The organism is Nocardia mikamii NBRC 108933, assembly GCF_001613505.1.
GTDB lineage: Bacteria > Actinomycetota > Actinomycetes > Mycobacteriales > Mycobacteriaceae > Nocardia > Nocardia mikamii.
Map to the genome: position 1 here is coordinate 217357 of NZ_BDCM01000006.1, position 21542 is coordinate 238898.

Annotated in this window: 20 protein-coding genes; 11 read left to right on the forward strand and 9 right to left on the reverse strand. The window is 68.6% G+C overall.

The features are described 5' to 3' along the window. Positions 1–34: 34 nt before the first annotated feature. Positions 35–2554 carry an ABC transporter permease gene (locus NMI01S_RS07715; RefSeq protein WP_062995290.1) on the reverse strand — a complete coding sequence of 840 codons (2520 nt, stop codon included), beginning with the start codon at positions 2552–2554 and terminating at the stop codon, positions 35–37. Positions 2555–2558: 4 nt separating this feature from the next. Then, positions 2559–3323: an ABC transporter ATP-binding protein gene (locus tag NMI01S_RS07720; protein ID WP_051043039.1), complete on the reverse strand. Its 765-nt coding sequence runs from the start codon at positions 3321–3323 to the stop codon at positions 2559–2561. 124 nt (positions 3324–3447) lie between these two features. Between NMI01S_RS07720 and NMI01S_RS07725 the strand changes: the two genes are divergently transcribed. Then, positions 3448–4206, forward strand: a complete 759-nt coding sequence (locus tag NMI01S_RS07725; protein ID WP_062995291.1) for a phosphatase PAP2 family protein — start codon at positions 3448–3450, stop codon at positions 4204–4206. Here the strand turns inward: NMI01S_RS07725 and NMI01S_RS07730 are convergent. Continuing rightward, positions 4142–5374 (reverse strand): serine/threonine-protein kinase, encoded by a 1233-nt coding sequence (locus NMI01S_RS07730; RefSeq protein ID WP_062995292.1) that lies wholly within the window; start codon positions 5372–5374, stop codon positions 4142–4144. The genes NMI01S_RS07725 and NMI01S_RS07730 overlap by 65 nt on opposite strands. A gap of 151 nt (positions 5375–5525) precedes the next feature. Here NMI01S_RS07730 and NMI01S_RS07735 point away from each other — a divergent pair, with 151 nt between their 5' ends. The 4 genes from NMI01S_RS07735 to NMI01S_RS07750 all read left to right on the forward strand — a co-directional run bounded on the left by NMI01S_RS07735 (position 5526) and on the right by NMI01S_RS07750 (position 9536). Beyond that, positions 5526–6296 carry a deoxyribonuclease IV gene (locus tag NMI01S_RS07735; protein WP_062995293.1) on the forward strand — a complete coding sequence of 257 codons (771 nt, stop codon included), beginning with the start codon at positions 5526–5528 and terminating at the stop codon, positions 6294–6296. Between the two features lie 121 nt (positions 6297–6417). After that, positions 6418–7347: a TauD/TfdA dioxygenase family protein gene (locus tag NMI01S_RS07740; RefSeq protein ID WP_062995294.1), complete on the forward strand. Its 930-nt coding sequence runs from the start codon at positions 6418–6420 to the stop codon at positions 7345–7347. Between the two features lie 33 nt (positions 7348–7380). Further along, a complete protein-coding gene (locus NMI01S_RS07745; RefSeq protein WP_062995295.1) occupies positions 7381–8595 on the forward strand; it encodes a CaiB/BaiF CoA transferase family protein in 1215 nt (404 codons plus the stop codon). After that, on the forward strand, positions 8595–9536 hold the full coding sequence (locus NMI01S_RS07750; RefSeq protein ID WP_062995296.1) for a hydroxymethylglutaryl-CoA lyase-like TIM-barrel protein: 942 nt from the start codon (positions 8595–8597) through the stop codon (positions 9534–9536). Before NMI01S_RS07745 ends, NMI01S_RS07750 begins: the two co-directional genes overlap by 1 nt. A 12-nt stretch (positions 9537–9548) precedes the next feature. Here the strand turns inward: NMI01S_RS07750 and NMI01S_RS07755 are convergent, their stop codons facing one another. Beyond that, complete coding sequence (locus NMI01S_RS07755; protein ID WP_245716756.1) at positions 9549–10298, reverse strand: TetR/AcrR family transcriptional regulator; 750 nt, start codon at positions 10296–10298, stop codon at positions 9549–9551. Between the two features lie 48 nt (positions 10299–10346). On the opposite strand from NMI01S_RS07755, the gene NMI01S_RS07760 reads away from it, so the two are divergent. After that, the gene (locus NMI01S_RS07760) at positions 10347–11915 is read left to right on the forward strand and encodes an FAD-dependent monooxygenase (protein ID WP_245716757.1); all 1569 of its coding nucleotides are present in this window, start codon (positions 10347–10349) and stop codon (positions 11913–11915) included. A 54-nt stretch (positions 11916–11969) separates the two neighbouring features. Beyond that, entirely contained in the window at positions 11970–12404 is a 435-nt protein-coding gene (locus NMI01S_RS07765; RefSeq protein WP_062995297.1) for a hypothetical protein, read from the forward strand. 6 nt (positions 12405–12410) lie between these two features. On the opposite strand, the gene NMI01S_RS07770 is transcribed toward NMI01S_RS07765, so the two are convergent. After that, a complete protein-coding gene (locus tag NMI01S_RS07770) occupies positions 12411–13235 on the reverse strand; it encodes a GNAT family N-acetyltransferase (RefSeq protein ID WP_157126080.1) in 825 nt (274 codons plus the stop codon). A 61-nt stretch (positions 13236–13296) separates the two neighbouring features. Beyond that, a complete protein-coding gene (locus NMI01S_RS07775; protein ID WP_157126081.1) occupies positions 13297–13548 on the reverse strand; it encodes a hypothetical protein in 252 nt (83 codons plus the stop codon). 285 nt (positions 13549–13833) lie between these two features. Here NMI01S_RS07775 and NMI01S_RS07780 point away from each other — a divergent pair, with 285 nt between their 5' ends. Then, on the forward strand, positions 13834–14379 hold the full coding sequence (locus NMI01S_RS07780) for a hypothetical protein (RefSeq protein WP_062995300.1): 546 nt from the start codon (positions 13834–13836) through the stop codon (positions 14377–14379). A gap of 75 nt (positions 14380–14454) precedes the next feature. Here the strand turns inward: NMI01S_RS07780 and NMI01S_RS07785 are convergent, their stop codons facing one another. Further along, the gene (locus NMI01S_RS07785) at positions 14455–15588 is read right to left on the reverse strand and encodes an acyl-CoA dehydrogenase family protein (RefSeq protein WP_062995301.1); all 1134 of its coding nucleotides are present in this window, start codon (positions 15586–15588) and stop codon (positions 14455–14457) included. A 9-nt stretch (positions 15589–15597) separates the two neighbouring features. After that, positions 15598–16770, reverse strand: a complete 1173-nt coding sequence (locus tag NMI01S_RS07790) for an acyl-CoA dehydrogenase family protein (RefSeq protein WP_062995302.1) — start codon at positions 16768–16770, stop codon at positions 15598–15600. Between the two features lie 381 nt (positions 16771–17151). Between NMI01S_RS07790 and NMI01S_RS07795 the strand changes: the two genes are divergently transcribed. Next, entirely contained in the window at positions 17152–17802 is a 651-nt protein-coding gene (locus tag NMI01S_RS07795) for a class I SAM-dependent methyltransferase (RefSeq protein ID WP_062995303.1), read from the forward strand. Here NMI01S_RS07795 and NMI01S_RS07800 read toward each other — a convergent pair. After that, positions 17799–19649 carry a DEAD/DEAH box helicase gene (locus tag NMI01S_RS07800; RefSeq protein WP_084512662.1) on the reverse strand — a complete coding sequence of 617 codons (1851 nt, stop codon included), beginning with the start codon at positions 19647–19649 and terminating at the stop codon, positions 17799–17801. The genes NMI01S_RS07795 and NMI01S_RS07800 overlap by 4 nt on opposite strands. Positions 19650–20040: 391 nt before the next feature. On the opposite strand from NMI01S_RS07800, the gene NMI01S_RS07805 reads away from it, so the two are divergent. Together NMI01S_RS07805 and NMI01S_RS07810 are read left to right on the forward strand one after the other, a co-directional pair. Continuing rightward, on the forward strand, positions 20041–20832 hold the full coding sequence (locus tag NMI01S_RS07805) for a carbon-nitrogen hydrolase family protein (RefSeq protein WP_062995598.1): 792 nt from the start codon (positions 20041–20043) through the stop codon (positions 20830–20832). A gap of 12 nt (positions 20833–20844) precedes the next feature. Further along, positions 20845–21489 carry a phosphoribosyltransferase gene (locus tag NMI01S_RS07810; RefSeq protein ID WP_062995304.1) on the forward strand — a complete coding sequence of 215 codons (645 nt, stop codon included), beginning with the start codon at positions 20845–20847 and terminating at the stop codon, positions 21487–21489. Positions 21490–21542 lie beyond the last annotated feature (53 nt).

Sequence of the window (21542 nt, forward strand, 5' to 3'; positions counted from 1 at the left end):
TCCAGCGGCCGTGTTCCGCACGGATCGGCGTCTCTCACAGATCGGCGATCGCCGCCAGCGGTGGTGTGCGGGCGGCGCGCACACCCGGCCACAGCGCCGCCAGCACACCGACTACGGCCGAGCCGATCAGCATGCCCACGATCTGACCCCACGGCACGGTGATCGTGCTCAAGCCCAGATCCGACAGCGTGCGCAGGAATCCGACGCCGAGTCCCAGGCCCAGGACCACCCCGACCACGGCGCCGAAGATCGCGATCAGCATGGATTCGAGATAGATCGTGCGCCGGACCTGTGGTCGCTGCATGCCGACCGCGCGAAGCATGCCGATCTCGCGCCGTCGCTCGACGACCGAGAGGGCGAGCGTGTTCACGATGCCCAGGATCGCGATCACCACCGCCAATGCCAGCAGCCCGTACAGGATGGCGAGCATGGTGTTGATCTGTTTGCCCTGCGCGCCTTTGAATTCCTCGCGGTCCTGCACCTGCACCACCACGTAGGACGCGGTCGCCTTCTCCAGATTGCCCCGCATCGCGGCGACGTCGGCGCCCGGCGCGGCCTTGACCAGCACGATCAGGTCGGTCCGGAACGCCACCGGCATCACCTGGTTGTAGAGGTCCGGTGCCACCACCAGGGGGCCGAGCAGCTGGCTGTCGGCATAGATGCCGGAGACGGTCACCGAGAACTTCTTGTTGTCCACACTGGTGATCTCGACGCGGTCGCCCGCATGCCAATGACGTTCGCCCGCTTCGGTTTCCGACACCAGCAGCGAGGCGCCGGTGAGGTTGTCGGTGCCCTGGCGGATGTCGTAGTGCAGGACCTGCCCCATCGGTGCGTCCGGCGAGGTGCCGGTCACCTGGTCGTCACCCACGCGCAGCGCGACGCCGCGGAAGGCCACCACATCGGACACGTCCGGAACCGAGCGCGTCGCCTCGGCGGCGCCCAGCGGCACTCCGATCATCTGCGGCCCGGCCAGCACGTAGTCGGCATTGACACCCTTGTCGACGAGTTCGCCGACACTGGCCTTCGCCGAGGCGCCGAGCATGCCGATCGCCGAGACCAGCATCAGCCCGAGGGTGAGCGCGAACGCGGTGGCGGCGGTGCGGCGCGGATTGCGCACGGCGTTGTTGCGCGCCATCGCGCCGATCGCGCCGAACGGACGCACCAGCAGTCCCAGCGCTCCGACCACCGGCCGCGACAGCGCGGGTGAGGCGAAGAGCACCGCGAAAATCAGTGCCCCGGCACCGACTCCGACCGTGGCCGCGGCGTTGCCGCCGGTGTTGCGCGCCCCGAGTACCACCAGGACCACCCCGATCACCGCCAGCACCGCACCGATCACCGTGCGCACGCGCAGCGATTCACCGACCGAGGCGAACTCCTCTCGCATCGCCTCCACCGGCGGAATCTTCGCCGCCCGCCGCGCGGGTGCGTAGGCGCTGGCCACGGTCACCACCAGGCCGATGCCGATCGCCGCCAGCACGGTCCGCGGCAATACCTGCATCGTTCCGGTGGGCAGTCCGAGGTCGAAGGCGTTGAGCAGCGCGGAAAGTCCGAACGCCAGCCCGATGCCGCCGGCCAGTCCGAGCAGGCTGCCGATCAGGCCGATCACGAAGGCCTCCGCCACCACCGACAATCCGACTTGGCGCCGCCCGGCACCCACCGCCCGCAACAGCGCCAGCTCCCGCAACCGCTGCGCCACGATCATCGAGAAGGTGTTGTAGATGATGAACGTGCCGACCAGCAGCGCGATCGCACCGAAGGCGAGCAGGAAGTAGTTGACGAATTTCAGCGCGTTGCCGACCTGTGCCTTCAGGTCGGCACGCACCTGATCACCGTCCATGACCTTGTAGTCCGGCGCCACCTTCGCGATCCGGTCGCGCAACGTATCCGGGGAAACTCCCGGCACGGCGGCCACATCCACGTAGGCGACATGCGCTCCGTCGGTGAACAGTTCCCGGGCCTGCGCGTCGTCCAAGAGCAGCCCGATGAATCCGCCGGTGTCCGAGGACACGGTGTAGATGCCGCTGACGGTCATATCGATCGTGCCGCTGGAGGGAATCAGCACCTTGGCCTTGTCCCCGACGTGCAATCCGGCTCGGTCGGCCCCACCGGAATTGATCGCGATCTGACCCGGTGCCACCGGCGCGACCCCGTCGACGAAATGCTCCGGGTCGGCGATCGCCTTGTCGGGCGGCAGATACGACCGCCCCCAGCTCGGCGCGCCGCCCGTCTGGACCGCATGCCCGTCCTTCAGCAGCACGACGGGCCCCTGTACCGCCGGCGCGACCGCGCGCACGCCGTCGGTCGCGGCGACCTTCGCGACGAGTTCGTTCGGAACACCCAGCGACTGCGTGTGTTTCGGCTCCACCCGCACGTCGACACCCTTCGCCTGGTCGGCGAAGATGCCGTCGAAGGTGCGCTGCAGGGTGTCGGTGAAGACGAAAGAGCCTGCGACGAAAGCGGTTCCGAGCACGACCGACAGCAACGTCAGCGCCAGCCGCACCTTGTGCGCGGCCAGATTGCGCAAGGCCACCTTGCGCATCGGCGATCCAGCCATGGTCCTATCCCTCCAGGGACTTCATGCGGTCCAGCACCGAATCCGCTGTCGGATCACGCAATTCGTCGACGATGCGCCCGTCGGCGAGGAAGATCACGCGGTCGGCGTAGGAGGCGGCATGCGGTTCGTGCGTCACGATCACGACCGTCTGACCGAATTCGTCGACCGCCGCCCGCAGAATCGACAGCACCTCACCGGAGGAGCGGGAGTCGAGATTGCCGGTCGGCTCGTCGCCGAAGATGATGTCGGGCCGGCCCACCAGCGCCCGCGCACAGGCGACGCGCTGCTGCTGCCCGCCCGACAGCTCACTCGGCCGATGGTCGAGGCGATCTCCCAGACCGAGGCGTCCGATCACGGTGTCCAGCCACTCCTGATCGGGTTTGCGGCCCGCGATATCCAGCGGCAGGGTGATGTTCTCGAGCGCGGTCAGCGTCGGCACCAGGTTGAATGCCTGGAAGACGAAGCCGATGCGGTCGCGGCGCAGGCGCGTCATCTGTTTGTCCGACAGTCCGGTCAGCGCGGTGTCGCCGATGTGCACCGTGCCGGACGTGGCGCTGTCGAGCCCGGCCAGGCAGTGCATCAACGTCGATTTTCCGGAGCCGGACGGGCCCATGATCGCGGTGAACTCCCGCTGGGCGAAGTCGGCCGAAACCCCGTCGAGGGCGCGGACCTGGGTGTCTCCGGATCCGTACAGTTTCATCAGGTCGGTGGCGCGGGCCGCGAGCGTGGTCGCCGCGGCGGGTTCGGTGCCCAGGGCATCGGCAGTCATGGTCTCCAGTCTGGTCAAACCGGCGTGCGGGCGCCATCAGGATTTCCCCCCAATACCTGGGGCGCACACCCCCGCCCCGCCGGGATGCCGCAGAACCGGGCGTCGACGCACATATCCTCGTGCCATGGCTGCGCTCACCCCGGTCCTGCTGATGCTCGTCGGTGGGATCGCGCTGGTGCAGCAGGGCATTCTGCGAGGGATGCCGGTGTTCTTGTCGCTCCTGCCGGTCGCGGCGCTCGGCGGCGCCGCCCAACTCGGTGACGACGTGGTCGACGGCGGCGGCGTCACCCGTATCGACGAGCCGATCACCGACTGGGTGGTCGGCCATCGCATCGGCTGGTTGAATCCGGCGGTCAGCACCCTCACCGATGCCGGTGGCGTCGCCGCGATGACGACCCTGACCATCGTTGCCTGCGCCTGGTTCGGCGTGCGGCGGCAGTGGGCACGCCTGCTGACCACGGCCGCGGTGGGCATCGGCGTGGCGGTGATCGGTTCCGTGCTGAAGTCGGCGATCGGGCGGCACCGGCCACCCGCGGTCGATCAGCTGGTCACCGAGACCAGTCCCTCGTTTCCCTCCGGTCACACGCTGGGCAGTACCGCCGTCGTCGGCGTGCTCGCCGCCATGGTCGTGCTGTCGTCGCGCGGGCGGGCGGTGCGCGTCGCGGCCGTCGCGGTCGCGACGCTGTTCGCCGTGGTGATCGGGCTGACCCGGATCTATCTCGGCGTGCACTGGACCACCGATGTGCTGGCGGGGTGGGCGATCGGCCTGGTCTGGCTCGCGCTGTGCCTCGGTCCCTATCTGTGGTGGCGGGCCCGGGTCAGCTCGACAGCGCGGCCAGCAGCACCAGAACCACCAGCAGCAGCACCACCGCGCCGACGATGATGCCGATGATCACCCCGGTATTCGATTTCTGCGGCGGGGTCTGCCGGATCTGATTCATCGGCGGCCGGTGTCCGTAGGGCTGGTTGTACTGGTTGTACTGGCCGGACGCACCGTAGGGCTGCGGCTGATTCACCGGCCGCGCGGCGGTGGCGGGATACGGCTGGGGCGCGGCTGCGTGCGGCGGCATCGGTTGCGGCCGGGCCGCGTGCGGCACCGACGGCCCGGTCGCGGGCCGGTGCACGACCGGCTGGCCCGGCCCGGTTCCCGGCCGGCCCGTCGTCGGCATCGGCGGACCGGTGTAGGGGCGGCCGACCGTCGGCATGCGTGGCGCACTGGCCGGGGAGACCGCCTGGCGGGCGGCGGCGGCGAAGTCCGCACAGCTGCCGAACCGGTCGCCCGCGCGCTTCGCCATCGCCTTCAGCAGAACCGCGTCCAGGCCCGGGGGCAGACCGGGGCGCACACTGCTCAGCGCCGGTGGCGGACCCTGCAGATGGCCGCGGATCACCGCCGCCGGATTCGGCGCGTTGAACGGTCCCCGGCCGGTGAACAGCCAGAACAGGCTGCACGCCAGCGAGTACTGGTCCGAACTGCCATCCAGCGGCGCGCCGGTGAGTTGTTCGGGTGAGGCGTAGGCCAGGGTCGCGGTGAAGGTTCCGGTCTGGGTGAGATGACCGCCGTCGTCGCGCAGGCGGGCGATGCCGAAGTCGGTGAGATACACCCGCTCGCCCTTGCCGCCGGTGGAGCGCGCGAGCAACATGTTGCCCGGCTTCACATCCCGGTGCATGACCCCGTTGCCGTGCGCGTAATCCAGCGCCTCGGCCACCTCGGCGACGATCTGCACGGCCCGCTCCGGCGGCAGCTTCTTCGGATCCACGCTGGCGGCGTCGATACCGTCGATGTACTGCATCGAGATCCAGAGCTGCCCGTCCTCGAGGCCGCGATCGTAGACCGTGACGACCTTGGGATGATCGAGTTGCGCGACCAGATCGGCCTCGCGCTCGAAGCGAGCCCGGATCTCCGGATCGGCGACCATCTCCCGGTTGAGCAGTTTCAGCGCGGTCATCCGCGGCAACCGCGGATGTTTGGCCAGATAGACCTGCCCCATACCGCCGCGGCCCAACAGTCGTTCGATGACGTAGCCCGCGAACACATCACCGTTGGCCAGCATGCCCCGCTCCCACTTCCCGTGCCGGAATCACCGAAACCATAGCAGTCCACCGGAACCGGCATCCTCGATCGATCGGGCCGCCGGCCCGCGCGAACGCCCGGTCCCCGCCTGCCGCTGCGGCGTGTCGGTGCCTACCGATACGCTCTCTGCCATGCGTATTGGAGCACACGTCCGCCAAGACAGTGATCCGATCGGCTTCGGCGAGCGATTGGGTGCCGACGTCATCCAGATGTTCGTGGTGGATCCGCAGAGCTGGGACAAACCGCAGCCGCATCCGCGCACGGAGGAGATCAAATCCAGCCCGATCGACGTGGTGGTGCATTCCTCCTATCAGATCAACGTGGCCAGTACGAACAACAGACTGCGCATGCCCTCGCGCAACGCGGTCGCGCAGCAGGCGCAGGCCGCCGCCGATCTGGGCGCGTTCGGCCTGGTCGTGCACGGCGGGCACGTGCGCTCGGATGCCGAGATCGAGGCCGGAATCGTCAACTGGCGCAAGCTGTTCGAGCGTCAGCGGGACAAGGGCGGCTTCGCGGTGCCGATTCTCATCGAGAACACCGCGGGCGGTAATCACGCCATGGCGCGTCATTTCGATTCGATCGCCCGGCTGTGGGACGCGGTCGGCGACTTCGGCGCGGGCTTCTGCCTCGACACCTGCCACGCTTGGGCGGGCGGCGAGGAGCTGATCGGGGTGGTCGACCGGATCCGCGCGATCACCGGCCGCATCGATCTGGTGCATCTGAACTCCTCGCGCGACGACTTCAACTCCGGCGCCGACCGGCACGCCAACTTCGCCGACGGCACCATCGATCCGCAGTTGCTCGCCGAGGTGTGCCGTACCGCCGATGCGCCCGTAGTGCTGGAAACGCCGGCCGAAGGAGTGGCCGAGGACCTCGCCTACCTGCGCGAACACGTTGGCTGAGCCACGTCGGCTGGGCACGGCGCCGGCACCGGCTTTGTGATCGCGCTGACCGTAAACCTGGTCGCGCGCGGGCCCCGATGGTGTGCTCGGAACACAGCACGTTCCGAGCGAAAGGCCCTCCATGTCAAGCGATCACGCAGCAGAGTCCGTGTCCGTGGTGAAACTCGGAACCCACATCGGCGCACGCGTCGACGGCGTCCGGCTCGGCGGGGATCTGACTCCGGCGACGGTCGCGGCCATCCGCGCGGCCCTCAACGAGCACAAGGTGATCTTCTTCCGTGACCAGCACCATCTCACCGAGGACGGTCAGCACGAATTCGCTCAGCTGCTCGGCAGCCCGACCACGCCGCATCCGACGGTCACGTCCAAGGGTGTGAAGAGCCTGGCGATCGATTCCCACCACGGCCGCGCCAACAGCTGGCACAGCGACGTCACCTTCGTCGATCGCATCCCGAAGGCCTCGATTCTGCGGGCGGTGACCCTGCCCAGCTACGGCGGCTCGACCACGTGGGCCTCGACCGTGGCCGCGTACGCGTCGCTGCCGGAGCCGCTGAAGCGGCTGGCCGAGGAGTTGCGCGCCGTGCACACCAACAAGTACGACTACGCCGCCAGCCAGGAGGAGCAGCCGGACCCCAACGCGCAGGCCTATCGCGAGGAATTCCAGTCGACCTACTACGAGACCGAGCATCCGGTGGTCCGGGTTCACCCCGAGACCGGTGAGCGCGCTCTGCTGCTGGGACATTTCGTGAAGCAGTTCGTCGGTCTGTCCACCAACGAGTCGCACGCCCTGTTCCGCCTGTTCCAGGATCGGGTGACCCGGCTCGAGCACACCACCCGGTGGAACTGGTCGCTCGGCGACGTGGCGATCTGGGACAACCGTGCCACTCAGCACTACGCGATCGACGACTACGACGGCGCCGAGCACCGCCGGCTCACCCGCATCACACTGGCCGGAGACATCCCGGTCGGTGTGGACGGCCGGACCAGCCTCAGCATCGCCGGTAACGCCGACCACTACTCGATCATCGAGGATCTGGCCGAGGTGGCTTGATCCGCCGGCGCCGGCCGGTGGTTGAATCGGTACATGGAGATTCGACCGCTGGCCGGCGTTCGGGTACTGGAACTGGGCAACTACATCGCGGCGCCGACCGCGGGGCGCATCCTCGGCGACTTCGGCGCCGAGGTGATCAAGGTCGAGCGCCCGAAAACCGGTGACGAGCTGCGCAATTGGCGCCTCTACGGCGGCGACACCTCGATGCTGTATCGCACGGTGAACCGCAACAAGAAGTCGATCACCCTCGATCTGCGCACCGACGCGGGCCGGGCGATCGTGCTGGATCTGATCCGGCACTGCGATGTGCTGCTGGAGAATTTCCGGCCCGGCATGCTGGAGAAGTGGGGGCTGGGGCCGGAGGTGCTCGACGAGGCCAATCCGGACCTGGTCATCACCCGCATCTCCGCCTACGGGCAGACCGGACCGCTCTCGCAGCGGCCGGGTTTCGCCGCGGTCGCGGAGGCGATCGGCGGACTGCGCGAGCTGGTCGGCGATCCGGATCGGCCGCCGGTGCGGGTGGGCGTGTCGATCGGGGATTCCATCGCGGGGATCTACGCCGCCTTCGGCACGGTGCTGGCACTGTTCCAGCGCAAGGGCGCCGAGGAACGAATCCCGTTGCCGCAGCGCATTGTCGACGTGGCGCTGAACGAGTCGATTCTCTCCGTGATGGAGTCGCTGGTCCCCGACTACGAGGCGTACGGCATCAACCGGCAGCGCGTCGGCGGGCGGATGGAAGGGATCGCACCGAGTAACGCCTACCCGTGTGCCGACGGCTCCAGCATCATCATCGGCGGGAACGGTGACGCGATCTTCCGCCGGTATATGCAGGTGATCGAGCGTCCCGATCTCGCCGATGATCCGCAATTGCAGGACAACGCCGGCCGCTGGCGTCACCGCGACCGCCTCGACGCCGCGATCGGCGAATGGAGTGTGCGCCACACCCGCGACGAGGCGCTGGCGATCCTCGAGCAGGCGGGCATTCCGTGCGGCCCGATCTACACCGCCGCCGATATCGTCGCCGACGAACAGTATCGGGCGCGCAACATGATTCAGCACTTCCCGGTCGACGTCGGCGCCGCCGAACCGAAACAGGTCGCCTTCACCGGCATCGTCCCGGTGATCGGCGAGCGTTCGCTCCCCATCCGCACGATAGGCCCCGACTTGGGCGAACACACCCGCGAGGTCCTATCGGAACTGCTGGGAATGTCGGACGCCGACATCGATGGCCTGGAGGCTGAGGTGTGATGAGCGACTTTGTGACCCCCTCCGCGGGCGCGTTGCGGGATGTGACTCTGCGGGACGGACTTCAGTTGACCGGCAAGGTGTTGCCGACCGAGCACAAGGTGGAGATCGCCCGCACCCTGCTCGCGTTGGGCGTGCCGGAACTCGAGATCGGCTCGATGGCACGCCCGGATCTGGTGCCGCCGATGGCCAACACCATGGAGGTCGTGGCCGCGCTGACTCCCGAAGAGCTGCAACGCTGTTGGGTGTGGGTGGCCACACCGCGGCAGGTCGCGCGTGCCGCCGAGGCGGGGGTACGGAAGTTCCAGTACTGCCTGTCGGTGTCGGATGCCCACAACAAGGCCAATATCGGCCGCACGGCGGAGGACAGCGTGGCCGCGATGCCCGAGGCGATCCGGCTGACCGAGGAGGTCGGCGGGTCGATTCAGCTCTGTCTGGCAACGTCTTTCACCTGCCCGTTCGACGGGCCGGTGGATCCGGAGCGGGTGCTGGCGATCGCCGCCGATCCACGCACCGACGGCGCCGCCGACGTCGTAATCGCCGATACGCTGGGCCAGGCGTATCCGGCGCAGGTGCACGCCCTGATCGCCGCGGTGCGATCGGGAACTCCGCGGCGCCGCATCCTCTTTCACGGCCACGACACCTGGGGCATGGGTGTCGCCAACTCCCTGGCGGCGCTGGCGGCGGGCGCGGATGCGGTGGACGGTTCTCTGGGCGGTCTGGGTGGCTGCCCCTTCGCGCCGGGTGCGAGTGGCAACACCGCCAGCGAGGACATCCTGTTCGCCACCCGCCCCGGCTGGTTCACCCCCGCGACCCTGGCGACCATGGTCGACCTCACCGAACGGCTGCTGACCGACCTGGGCGAACCCAATCGCTCCCGCACCGCCGAAGGCGCTCGTTCCGAGGCTCGCGCCTTCGAATGGGTTGTCCCCCTGCCGGATTAGGCGCGCACGGCCCTATCGGCCACCCGGTTCGTCGAGCCCCATGCGGGCGATGATGCCGTCGAGCAGGCACCGCAGTGTCCACACCACGGGGTCGTCGGGGCCGGAGCCGGTGCGGCCGTGGAACCACCGCGCGAAGGCGGGATAGCGACCCTCTTCCAAGAGCGGCTCCACCAGTGGTTTCGCGGCCCGGGCGAGCTGGTCGTCGGTGGCCAGTCCCGCGCGGGTTCGCATGCGTTGCTCCTCCGCCGCTTGCAGGGCGGCGCCGAACAGATGACCGTCCACCGCACCGGTCAGCAGTGACAGATCGTCGGCCGGCAGGCCCAGGGGTTCGAGCATGGCGAAGCGGAAGTCGAAGTAGCGCAGCGCATTCGGGCCCAGAGGCGGGCGGGTGTGGACGAGTTCACCGAACCACAGGTGCCGTCGGATCGCGGCCCAGGTGTCCAGCGCCAGATGCTCCAGCGCGTCGCGCCACTGCGCGGTGCTTGCCGAGTCCGAACCCACCGATAACGGTACTTCGCCGTAGACAGCGTCGATCATCAGGTCGACCAGCCCGTCCTTGCTGCCCACGTAGCGATACAGCGACATCGGCGTGGACGCGCCGACGGCTTGGGCCACCCGGCGCATCGTCAGCGCCCGCGCGCCCTCGGCATCGGCGATCGCCATTCCCGCGCGCAGAATTTCGGCCCGGCTCAGGTTCGTCGTCGGCCGGCCGGGCGGTTCCGGCAGGGACCAGATGAGCGGTCCGGGCACTTCCTCGGTCACCGTGCACACCTCCTTGCCGGAATTCAACCATCGGTGTACAACGTACACATGATGTACGACGTACACGAAAATCCGGTCCTGATCGTCGGCGGCGGATTGACCGGCCTGACCGCCGCACTGTTCCTGAGGCATCAGGGCGTTCCGGTGATAGTGGTCGAACGCCGGACCACCACCTCGGCCCAGCCGAAAGCACGCCGGATCAATATCCGCACGATGGAACTGTTCCGCCGCATCGGCATCGCCGAGGCGGTCGAGGACGCGGCCCGTGGACTCTCGGCGCATCAGGCGATGGCGGCGGGCCCCACACTGGCCCGGGCCGAGCGGCTGCCGTTCACATTTCCGGGCGGTCTGCCGGACTGGGATGCGATCACGCCCGCGTCGGCCTGCCTGTGCGCGCAGGATCAGCTGGAGCCCGTCCTGCGCGATCTGGCACGGGCACGCGGTTGCGATATCCGCTTCGGTGTCGAATGCGTCGACATCGCCGAGGACGACGCGGGTCTCACCGCGACACTGCGCACCGGGCCGGAACGCGTCGACACCGTGCGAGCGTCGTACCTCGTCGCGGCGGACGGCGCGCGCAGCCCGCTCCGCGAGCGGCTCAATATCGGTCGCCACGGCCGCGGCACCCTCGGCCGCGCGGTGAACGTGTATTTCCGCGCGGATCTGGCGGAGTTGGTGCGCGGGCGCGAATTCAACCTCTGCCAGATCGAGAACGACCGCATCCCCGGCGCTTTCGCCTCGGTGGACGGCGCACAGCGCTGGATCTTCACCAGTTCGGCAGAGGTGGACCGTTCCGCCGATCGCTGGCCCGAACTGCTGCGAGAGGCCATCGGAGTCCCCGATATCGACGTGGAGGTGCTGAGCGTCCTGCCCTGGGAGCCGGGGATGTTCGTCGCCGACACGTTCCGGTCGGGCCGGGTGTTCCTGGCCGGCGACGCGGCGCACGTGATGCCGCCGTACGCGGCCGCGGGCGCCAATACCGGCATCCAGGACGGCCACAATCTGGCCTGGAAACTGGCGCTGGTGCTGCGTGGCGAGGCATCGTCACGCCTGCTCGACAGCTACGACAGCGAGCGCCGCCCCCTCGGCCGGTACATCGCCGATCAATCCAGTATCCGAACCGCGAACCTGCGCACCATGACTCGCGAATCCACCGACGGCACGCCGCTCGCCGACCCGATCGCCCTGATTCTCGGCACCCGTTACTCCGCGGGCGCGTTCATCGACGACGACAGTCCACACACCATGGACCACCTGGACCTGACCGGGCAGCCGGGCACCCGGCTGCCCCACCGCTACCTCGCCGACGGCCGCTCCACTCTCGATCTGATCGGAACGACGTTCACACTGCTCGTCGGACCGGAGTCGCCGGACTGGAAACTCGACGATCAGCCCGTCGACATCGTTCACATGGACCGATCGTGGTGCGACACCGTCGGATCGACACCGACGGGCGCGCTTCTGGTCCGCCCGGACCAGGTGATCGCGTGGCGGGTCCCGGTCGCACCGGACGATCCCGCCGCGGCCTTCCGCCGCGCTCGGTCCCGAATCCTGGACGGCACCGACCACGCCATCGATCCGGCAGCGGTCCGTGCGGCCGACTTGACCTCGAGTTGAGTTGAGCTTCTAGGTTGGCTGTAGCCCGAGCACCCGACGACACAGGAGCCAGCCATGACACAGCGCCCCACCCTCGACGACCCAGAGGCCCGCACCACGGCACAGCGGGTGGCCGCCGATTTCGCCGCGGAGCTGCAACGCGCGGGCGAGACCGGCGATGCCGATCTCTACGACCACTCCTTCGCCGCGGATGTGCTGTGGGGCAGCCCGTTCGGCGCCACCGTCGTCGGCTACGACCGGCTCAATCCGATCCACCACCGCCTGATGAGCGGACAGGTGGCACCGCCCTCGACCTTCGAGGTGGTCGCCGCGACCACGCCGGCGCCGGGCGTGGTGGTGGCCCAGATCCGCAGGCAGGCAGCCGATCCCGCCGGTTTCTCCGAGACGGCGATGTATGTGCTGGTGGAACGCGACGGGCGGTGGTGGCTGGCGGCGGCTCAGAACACCCCGTTCGAGCCGGAGAAGTCGGCATTGCGGCGCACCGCCTAGCCGCCGTCATTCCGCCACGTCGAATACGAACCGCCGGAAATCGCCGACCGGCTCGAAACCGATGTCCCGATAGATCTTGTTCGAGGTCGGGTTGTCGAGATCGGCGTACAGACATACCTGGGAGCCGCTGCCGCGCAGCGCTTTCGACACGTGCGCGGTGGCGGCCGCGGCGTACCCACGGCGGCGGAATTCGGGCGGAGTGTAGACCGGCCCGATGCGGGTCCAGCCGTATGCGCGCCGCTGATGCGCGACCACCGATACCGGAACACCCGCGTCCTCCCACAGCCACCACTGCCCTGCGGCGATCCGATCGGGGACCGCACGCGGGTCGGGACCGATGTCCTCCTCGCGACGCATGCGCTCGGCCCAGCGAATACAGAGATCGACATCGGCGTCGCCGGCGCGGCGGACGATGCCGGGCACGGCGGGGACGCGCAACTCCCCGAGGCGATACAGCCGCGTCGTCCACTGCAGCCGAAAGGCATTGCCGGACAGTCGTTGCCAATGGCCGGCGAAGTCCGATGCGGAGTGGGGATCTCCCTCGACCGCGACGACGGCGGGGTCTCGGTCGAACAGTGCCGCGGCCACCCCCGGCAACGCGGAGGCGGGTATGTCACCCAGATACGCGCCGTGCCCCGGGGTATCGATGGCGACACCCACCACCGCATCGCCGTCGCAGACCATGGCGAACACCGGTTCCGTCGTCATCGCCCCGGCCACGCCGTTGCGGACCATCGTGGCAATGACGGTGTGCCGCAGGGGGTCTCGCGCCAGGCAATGCCCGGCGCGGGCTTGGAACTCGAACGGGTCCGTGGTCAGCTCGATCCGCATGCCGACCAACGGTAGGCCCGTCGGAGCAGGTCTCCCACCGATTTTTCCGGATAGGTGATTCTCAGACCGATTGTTGCCCGTCGGCGCGAAGTTTCAGCAGGACCAGACCGGCGGTGCAGGCCAGAATCAGTCCGGCGACAGTGATTTCGACACGAAGGCCCGCGATGCCGAGCACCGCACCGACCAATCCGCCGAGGAAGATCAACCAGGCCGCGATGCGGGAGGTGATCGTCCAGGCGCTGTGTCCGGATTCGGCGGCAGCCGAATCACCCTGTGACACCGCGCGCGTGGGGGATGTCGAATAAGCTCCCATCACTACTCCTCGATGACGCCCACCGAGACTGTCGAAACGTCTGTTTCGCCCGGTAAATAACATGCGCCTCACATGTAACTTCGCTCACACGTTACGTGGCCGCCGCCGAAACTCCACGCGACACGTGCCCGCGACACGCCGAACGTAACTACTTCGTTATGTGAAGCATTGGCTTTTCAGGTTACCGTCCGGTATTTTGCGGACCAACCGGCATGCCTGGCCCCGGGTTGCGGCTCTCGGTTACTGTGAGGCCACTCGGAAACAGTTTGAGGGAGCACCACATCCATGGACGACAGGGCGAGCACGGGGGATCGCGCCGATGAGGAGACCCCGGGCCGTCTGAACATGAGGGTCGCGGGTCCCGCGATGGCCGCCGGTGCGGTATCGCTGGGTTTGGTGTTGATCGGGGCGTGCGGGATCGGCCACAAGGACGTCTATGTCGCGCCGCCGCCGCTCGCCGCGGATCTGCAGGTGGCCACCACCCCGATCACGCGCAGCGGCACCACCACAGCTCCCGCGGTGATCATTCCCCCCTCCCCCTCCTGGCGGGTCGCGGCGAACACTCCGGCGCGGCGCACCACCTCCGCGACGGCGACCGGCACCACGACCGAGGCCGAGCCGAGCTACACGGCGTTCGCACCGCCCGCGCCGACCACCACCACCACAACGCAGACTCCCACCCCGACCACGGAACCGTCCGTCAGCGATCCCTACGCCGAATCCGACAGCCCGACAACCACCCGGCCGCATCACGCGCCGCGCACCGTCGAGGAATCCGGACCGACGACCGACCTGCAGCCGGCGCCGGCGACCGAGAACAGCGGCAACTGACCCGCACACCGAAAAGGGTGGCGCCCGCGCGGATTCGCGACGACCACCACCCTCAGCGGTGCACTTGCGTGCGGATCAGAGTTCGGCCAGGCCGTACTCCCCGACCCGGCTGCTCAGCACCCCCAGATGTTCGCGCCGGCCACCGAAGGTCTGGTCCACGGCGGTGAGCCGGGCGACGTAGTGGCTGACCGGATATTCGGTGGTGATACCGATTCCACCGTGCATCTGCACCGCTTCCTGCCCGATGTGGCGGGCGCCGCGGCCGACCTGCAGGCGGGCCCGCGACAGCGCGATCGGATCGACCGTGCCCTCGGCCAGCGAGGCGGTCGCGTAGAAGCTCATACTGCGAGCCAGTTCCATCGCGACGTACATATCGGCGGCGCGCTGGGTCAAGGTCTGGAACTTCGAGAGCGTGACCCCGAACTGCTTGCGCGTCTTGAGATATTCGGTGGTCAGCCGCAGCGCCTCACCCATCGCGCCGATCGATTCCGCGCACAGGCTCGCCTGGGCGGTCGCGATGGCGGTGGCGACCGCCTCGGTGACATCGCCGGCCTCGGCGGCGCCGAGCAGTTCGGCCGGAGCCGAGGCGAATTCGATCTGCGCACCCCGGCGTTCGTCGAACGTGCGGTAGGCGGTGCGCGACACCCCCTCGGCATCGGCGGCCACCAGGAACAGCCGCAGCACACCGTCGGGTCCGAGGGCGGTGACGACCAGCTCGTCGGCGCAATCACCGTGCGGCACCCGGCTTTTCACACCGGAGAGCCGGTAGCCGTCGCCGTCGGCGGCAGCAGTGGTCGCGACCGTGATATCCGGCCAGCGCGAACCGGCCTCCTCGTGCGCGAAGGCCAGCAGCCGGGATCCGCCGGCCACCTCCGGCAGAATCCGCTGCCGCTGGGCGGCGGTGCCGAGCGAGGCGATCAGACCGCCGGGCAGCAGGACCGCGTCCAGCAGCGGTTCGGGAGCGAGACGGCGGCCGACCTCCTCCATGACGACCATGGTCTCCACGGGTCCGGCACCGACGCCGCCGTCCTCCTCACTGAAAGACAGTCCGAGGACGCCCAATTCGGCCAGCTGTGACCAGACGTCGCGACTCCAGCCGAGTTCGGTGTCGAGCACCTTCAGCCGGCTCTCCGGGTCGTAGGCACGGGCCAGCAGATCACGCACCGTCTCGCCCAGCATGACCTGTTCATCGGTCAGTTCGAAATCCATGGCAGCGCCTCACAATCCGAGGATGGTGGAGGCGATGATGGTGCGCTGCACCTCGTTCGAGCCTCCGTAGATGCTGGTCTTGCGGTAGTTCAGATAAGTGGGTCCGGTGCGCTGCGCCCAGTCCGGCGCGGCGATGTCGTCGGCGCCGACCGGCACCGCGTCCGGGCCCGCCACATCGAGCATCAGCTCGGTGGCCGCCTGCTGCAATTCGGTACCGCGCAACTTCAGCACCGACGACACCGGATTCGGTTTGCCCTCGGCGGAATTGGCCACCACCCGCAACAGCGTCAGTTCCAGCGCCAGCAGTTCGTTCTCCAGCTCGGCGACGCGGGCGGCGAACACCGGATCCTCCAGCAGCGTCCCGGAACCCGTCGGAATCTGTGCCGCATGCTTTTTCGCGGTGGCGATCACGACCTTGGTGCGGCCCACGCCGGCGATACCCGTGCGCTCGTTGCCGAGCAGGAATTTCGCGTAGGTCCAGCCCGCATTCTCCTCACCGACCAGTTGATCGGCGGGCACCCGCACGTTTTCGAAGAAGACCTCGTTGACCTCGTGGCGGCCGTCGATCAATTTGATCGGCCGCACGGTGACGCCCGGCGATTTCATATCGAAGAGCAGCATCGAAATACCGGCCTGCTTCTTCGGCGCAGTCGGATCGGTGCGCACCAGGCAGAAGATCCAGTCGGCGTACTGGGCCAGCGTCGTCCAGATCTTCTGGCCGTTGACGATATAGGAATCACCGTCGCGCACCGCGGTGGTGCGCAGCGAGGCGAGGTCGGATCCGGCGTCGGGCTCGGAGAAGCCCTGGCACCACCAGATGTCGAGGGCGGCGGTCGGCGGCAGGAAGCGCTGCTTGAGTTCCTCCGAGCCGAATTGCGCGATGACCGGGCCGATCATGTTCGCGTTGAAGGTCAGCGGCTCGGGTACGCAGGCCAGCTGCATCTCGTCTTCCCAGATGTGGCGCTGCATCGAGGTCCAGTCCTGACCGCCCCACTCCACCGGCCACTTCGGCACCGCGATGCCCTTGGCGTGCAGGAGTTTATGGGCGGTGACGATGTCCTCGCGGGAGAGTTCCCGGCCGTTTTCGACCTTGTCCCGGATCTCCGCCGGTATCTCGGTGCGAAAGAACGCGCGTAGTTCGTCCCGGAAGGCCACCTCGTCGGGTGACAGGGCAAGTTTCATGGGCATCTCCCACCGTATTTCGTAGGTCCGAATCGAATCTACGCCTCGAATCGAACCGCTCGTCGACCGGATCATAAACGACGAATCGCGCCCGATGCCGCGATCCTGGGCGGCCCGCTGCCGCGACCGGCGAGAAGGAACCTTTAGGTTGTAGCGAAATGGCCGTACCCTGCGTAATTCGCACGGCGCGGAATAAGTTAATGACAATTCGCATGCGCTCCGCCTATTTCCCCGTCACGGTAAACGCGCCGGGCGATCGACGCCGCGACGCCGGACCGCGGACCGATTTGCCGTTTCGGCAAGAAACCTTGCCGGTTTTCGCCGCGCCCGGTGATCCTGGGTGCAGGCGCCGACCGGGCGCCCCGAGCGACGAGGAGTCTCATGTCCGCCACATCACCCACCGAGCCCGCGGTGTTCTGGGAGCAGCAGTATCGCGACAGCGACCGGGTCTGGAGCGGGAATCCGAATCCGTTGCTGGTGCGCGAGACCGCGGATCTGCGGCCGGGCCGCGCCGTGGATCTGGGCTGCGGCGAAGGCGCCGACGCGGTCTGGCTGGCCGGGCAGGGCTGGCAGGTGACCGGCGTGGACATCTCGCAGACCGCGCTGGAACGGGCCCAGGCCCATGCCGAGCAGGCCGGCCTGGGCGAGCGCATCTCATGGCAGCGCCACGAACTCGGGCGCACCTTCCCGGACGGCAGCTACGACCTGATCAACGCTCAGTTCCTGCAGTCACCGGTGGCCCTGGATCAAGACGGCGTCCTGCGCCGGGCCGCCGACGCGGTGGCACCCGGCGGCACCCTGCTGATCGTCATGCACGCCGGCTGGCCGACCTGGATGACGCCCGACGAATACCCTTTCGACGCCGTCTTTCCCACCCTCGACGGCGTCGTGCACACCCTGCGTCTCGACGGCGAATGGACCGTTCGCACCTGCGAGCCGGTCGAACGCGCGCTGACCTCCCCCGACGGCCGCTCCGGCACCCGGGTCGACAACGTCTGGCGCCTCTCCCGCGCCGCCGCGGCCGGTGACTAGCTGCGCGGCTTGCGGCGGTCGTATTTGCGCGGGCCCTCGCGGCGCGGACCGCGGCTCAGGGAACGATGCGACGGCGGGCCCTGATCCAGCTGCAACTGGATCAGGACGCCGCTGATCCTGGTGCGGCGCAACGCATCCAGGGTCTCCGACGACAGGTCGGCGGGAAGCTCGACCAGGCTGTGGTCGGGGCGGATGCTGATATGGCCGAAGTCGCTGCGACGCAGACCGCCCTCGTTGGCGATGGCGCCGACGATCGCGCCGGGAACCACACGATGCCGTTTGCCGACCGCGATACGGTAGGTGGCCATCTCCGCGTCGGTGGCGCGATGACGCTGCGGACCGCCCTCGGGCCGACGCTCGCGGTCCTCACGCGGGGCCCGTTCGCGGCGCGGCGGGCGGATCGGCTCGGCCTCGGCCTCCATGAAGAAGTTGTCGCCGTCGTGGCCACCCACCGCCAGAGCGGCGGCGATGTCGGCGAGCGGGATGTTGTGCTCGGCCTCGTAATCCTCGATCAGCTTGCGGAACAGCGCGAGATTCGACGCGGACAGATTCTCCGTGATCGCGTCGTGGAATTTGACCACACGCTGGGCGTTCACATCGTCGACGCTGGGCAGCTGCATTTCGGTCAGCGGCTGGCGGGTGGCACGCTCGATGGCATCCAGCAGCCGGCGCTCGCGCGGCGCGACGAACAGCAGCGCCTCACCGGTGCGCCCGGCCCGGCCGGTGCGGCCGATGCGGTGTACATAGGACTCGGTGTCGTGCGGGATGTCGTAGTTGACCACATGCGAGATGCGGTCGACGTCGAGCCCGCGCGCGGCCACATCGGTGGCGACCAGGATGTCGAGGGTGCCGGATTTCAGCTGGCCGATCGTGCGTTCGCGCTGGTTCTGCGCGATATCGCCATTGATCGCGGCGGCCGAGTAGCCGCGCGAGCGCAGTTTCTCGGCCAGCTCCTCGGTGGCCTGCTTGGTGCGCACGAAGATGATCATCGCCTCGAACGGCTCGACCTCGAGAATCCGGGTGAGCGCGTCGAGTTTGCGCTGATGCGAGACGTGCACCCAGCGCTGGGTGATGTTGGTGTTGGTCGAGGTCTTGGACTTGACCGTGATCTCGACCGGATCCTTGAGGTACTGCTTGGAGATCTTGCGGATCACCGACGGCATGGTGGCCGAGAACAGCGCGACCTGCTTCTCCGCGGGAGTGTCGCGCAGAATGCGTTCGACGTCCTCCTGGAAACCCATCTTCAGCATCTCGTCGGCCTCGTCGAGCACCAGATACCGCAGCTGGGTGAGATCGAGAGTGCCGCGTTCGAGGTGGTCGATGACTCGGCCCGGCGTGCCGACGACGACCTGCGCGCCGCGCCGCAGACCCTGCAGTTGGACCGCGTAGTTCTGACCGCCGTAGATCGGCAGCACATGGATGCCCGGCAGATGTGCCGAATAGCGGCCGAACGCCTCGGCCACCTGGATCGCCAGCTCGCGGGTCGGCGCGAGCACCAGCGCCTGCGGCGGCTTCGGCCGCTTGTCCAGGCCCATCAGAATCGGGATCGCGAAGGCCGCCGTCTTACCGGTGCCGGTCTGGGCCAGGCCGACGACGTCGGCGCCCGCGAGCAGCGGAGGAATGGTGGCCGCCTGGATCGGCGACGGAGACTCGTAGCCGACATCGGCGATCGCCGCGAGCAGCCGATCGTCGATGCCGAGGTCGGCGAACGACGGCTCGGTCACGTCGCCGCTGTCGCCGCGGTACCCGGTGGCGGCGTCCGCGGGCCCTTCGTGGTTGCGCTCGTCTGCGCCTTCGGGCCTGTCGCCCCCGCCGCCGGGCACGCTGTCGACCGATGAGTTGTTCATATTGACCAGCAGTTTAATGCCTTGCGGTGGCCGCCCGGACCATCGGGCCAATACGGTGAGACCTATGCACCCGCAGCAGCCGCCCTTGCGCGACGTTCCGGAATCCGCCGAACCACTGCGGCCCACCGCATCTGCGCCCGCCGAGCCGAATTCTCGCGGCGGTGCCGGCGCACTCGTAAGTGACGAATCCGACACTGCGGACGCACCCGGAACCGCCCGCCCGGACGCCGGAACCTCCACCGCCGACCCCATCGGCAGTCCCGTCCCGATCGTGATCACCTACTCCACCACCGCGGAGGCCGGGCGGCCCGCTCCCGCGGTGGCCGGTGGACTCGAACCCCGGCCCGCCGCCCGACCGGCGACCGCCCCGGCTCCGACGCAGGCGGTCGATATCGCGGTCGTGCAATTCGGGCCGTACACCGACAAGGCCGCCAATCTCGCCGCGCTGCGCGACCATGTTCGCGCCGCCGCCGAGCACGGGGCGAAAGTGGTTGTCGCCCCGGAATATTCGATGTTCGCGGTCAAGCGGCTGGACGAACGGGTGGTGGCGGCGGCCGAGCCGATCACCGGCCCGTGGGCGAGCGAATTGCGCGGCCTCGCCGCCGAATTCGGGGTGCACGTGGTCGCCGGCGTCGTCGAGGCGCCGGGCGGGCAGATCACCGACCGCATCTACAACACGCTGATCGCGGCCGGTCCCGATGCCGAGTTCGCGGCGGTCTACCGCAAGGTGCACCTCTACGACGCGTTCGGATTCCGCGAATCGGAGGTGGTCGCTCCCGGCCCGATCGAGGATCCCGCCACCTTCACCGTCGACGGCGTCACCTTCGGCCTGCAGACCTGCTTCGACCTGCGCTTTCCGGAGGGCTGCCGCCGGGTGGCCGCCGCGGGAGCGCAGGTGTTGTTACTTCCCGCGCAATGGATTCCGGGACCGGGCAAGCTGGATCAGTGGACCACGCTGCTGCGCGCCCGTGCCATCGAGAACACGGTCTACGTGGCCGCCGCGGACCACTGCGCCCCGCGCGGCGCGGGCGCGTCGATGATCGTGGACCCCTCCGGCAATCTGCTCGCCGAACTCGGTGATGCCCCCGGTATCGCCACCAGCCGCATCGACCTCGACCACCTGCGGCAGATCCGCACCACCAACCCGAGCCTGAGCCTGCGCCGCTTCACCGTCGAGCCATAGACTGGTGGCACCATGATCTATCCGGATCGTCGGTCGGCCGGTCGCACGCTGGGTGATTCACTGTCGCACCTGCGGGCGTGGCATCCCCTGGTGCTGGGACTGCCGCGCGGTGGGGTGCCGGTCGCGGCCGCGGTGCGCGAGGTCATCGGCGGCGATCTGGATGTGCTGCTCGTCCGGAAACTCGGCGTGCCGTGGCAACCCGAACTGGCGATGGGGGCCATCGGCGAGGACGGGGTCCGGGTTCTCAACGACGACGTGCTGCGGCAGACCGGCGTGCGAACCGAACAGATCGCCGCCGTGGAGGAGGCCGAGCGCGCGGAACTGTCGCGCCGGCAGCGCATGGTGCGCGCGCGGGTGCCGCGGGTGCCGATCAGCGATCGCACAGTGGTGATCGTCGACGACGGGATGGCCACGGGCGCGACGGTCGCCGCGGCGTGCCGCGTGGCGCAGTCGCATCGGCCCCGGTGGATCACGGTGGCGGTGCCGGTGTCCTCGATCGAGGCTATGGAGCGCCTGCGCGGTCTCGCCCGGGAGACGGTCTGCCCGCTGATTCCGCGTTCCCTCGGCGGAGTCGGCGGGGCGTATCGCGATTTCCATCAACTCGACGACGAGGAGATGCTGGACCTGCTGCCGACGGCGCACCGGCACGGCGGCTGAGGAACCGCGCCGGCACGAATCATTCGCTCTCCGAGTCGATCTCACGCACCCCT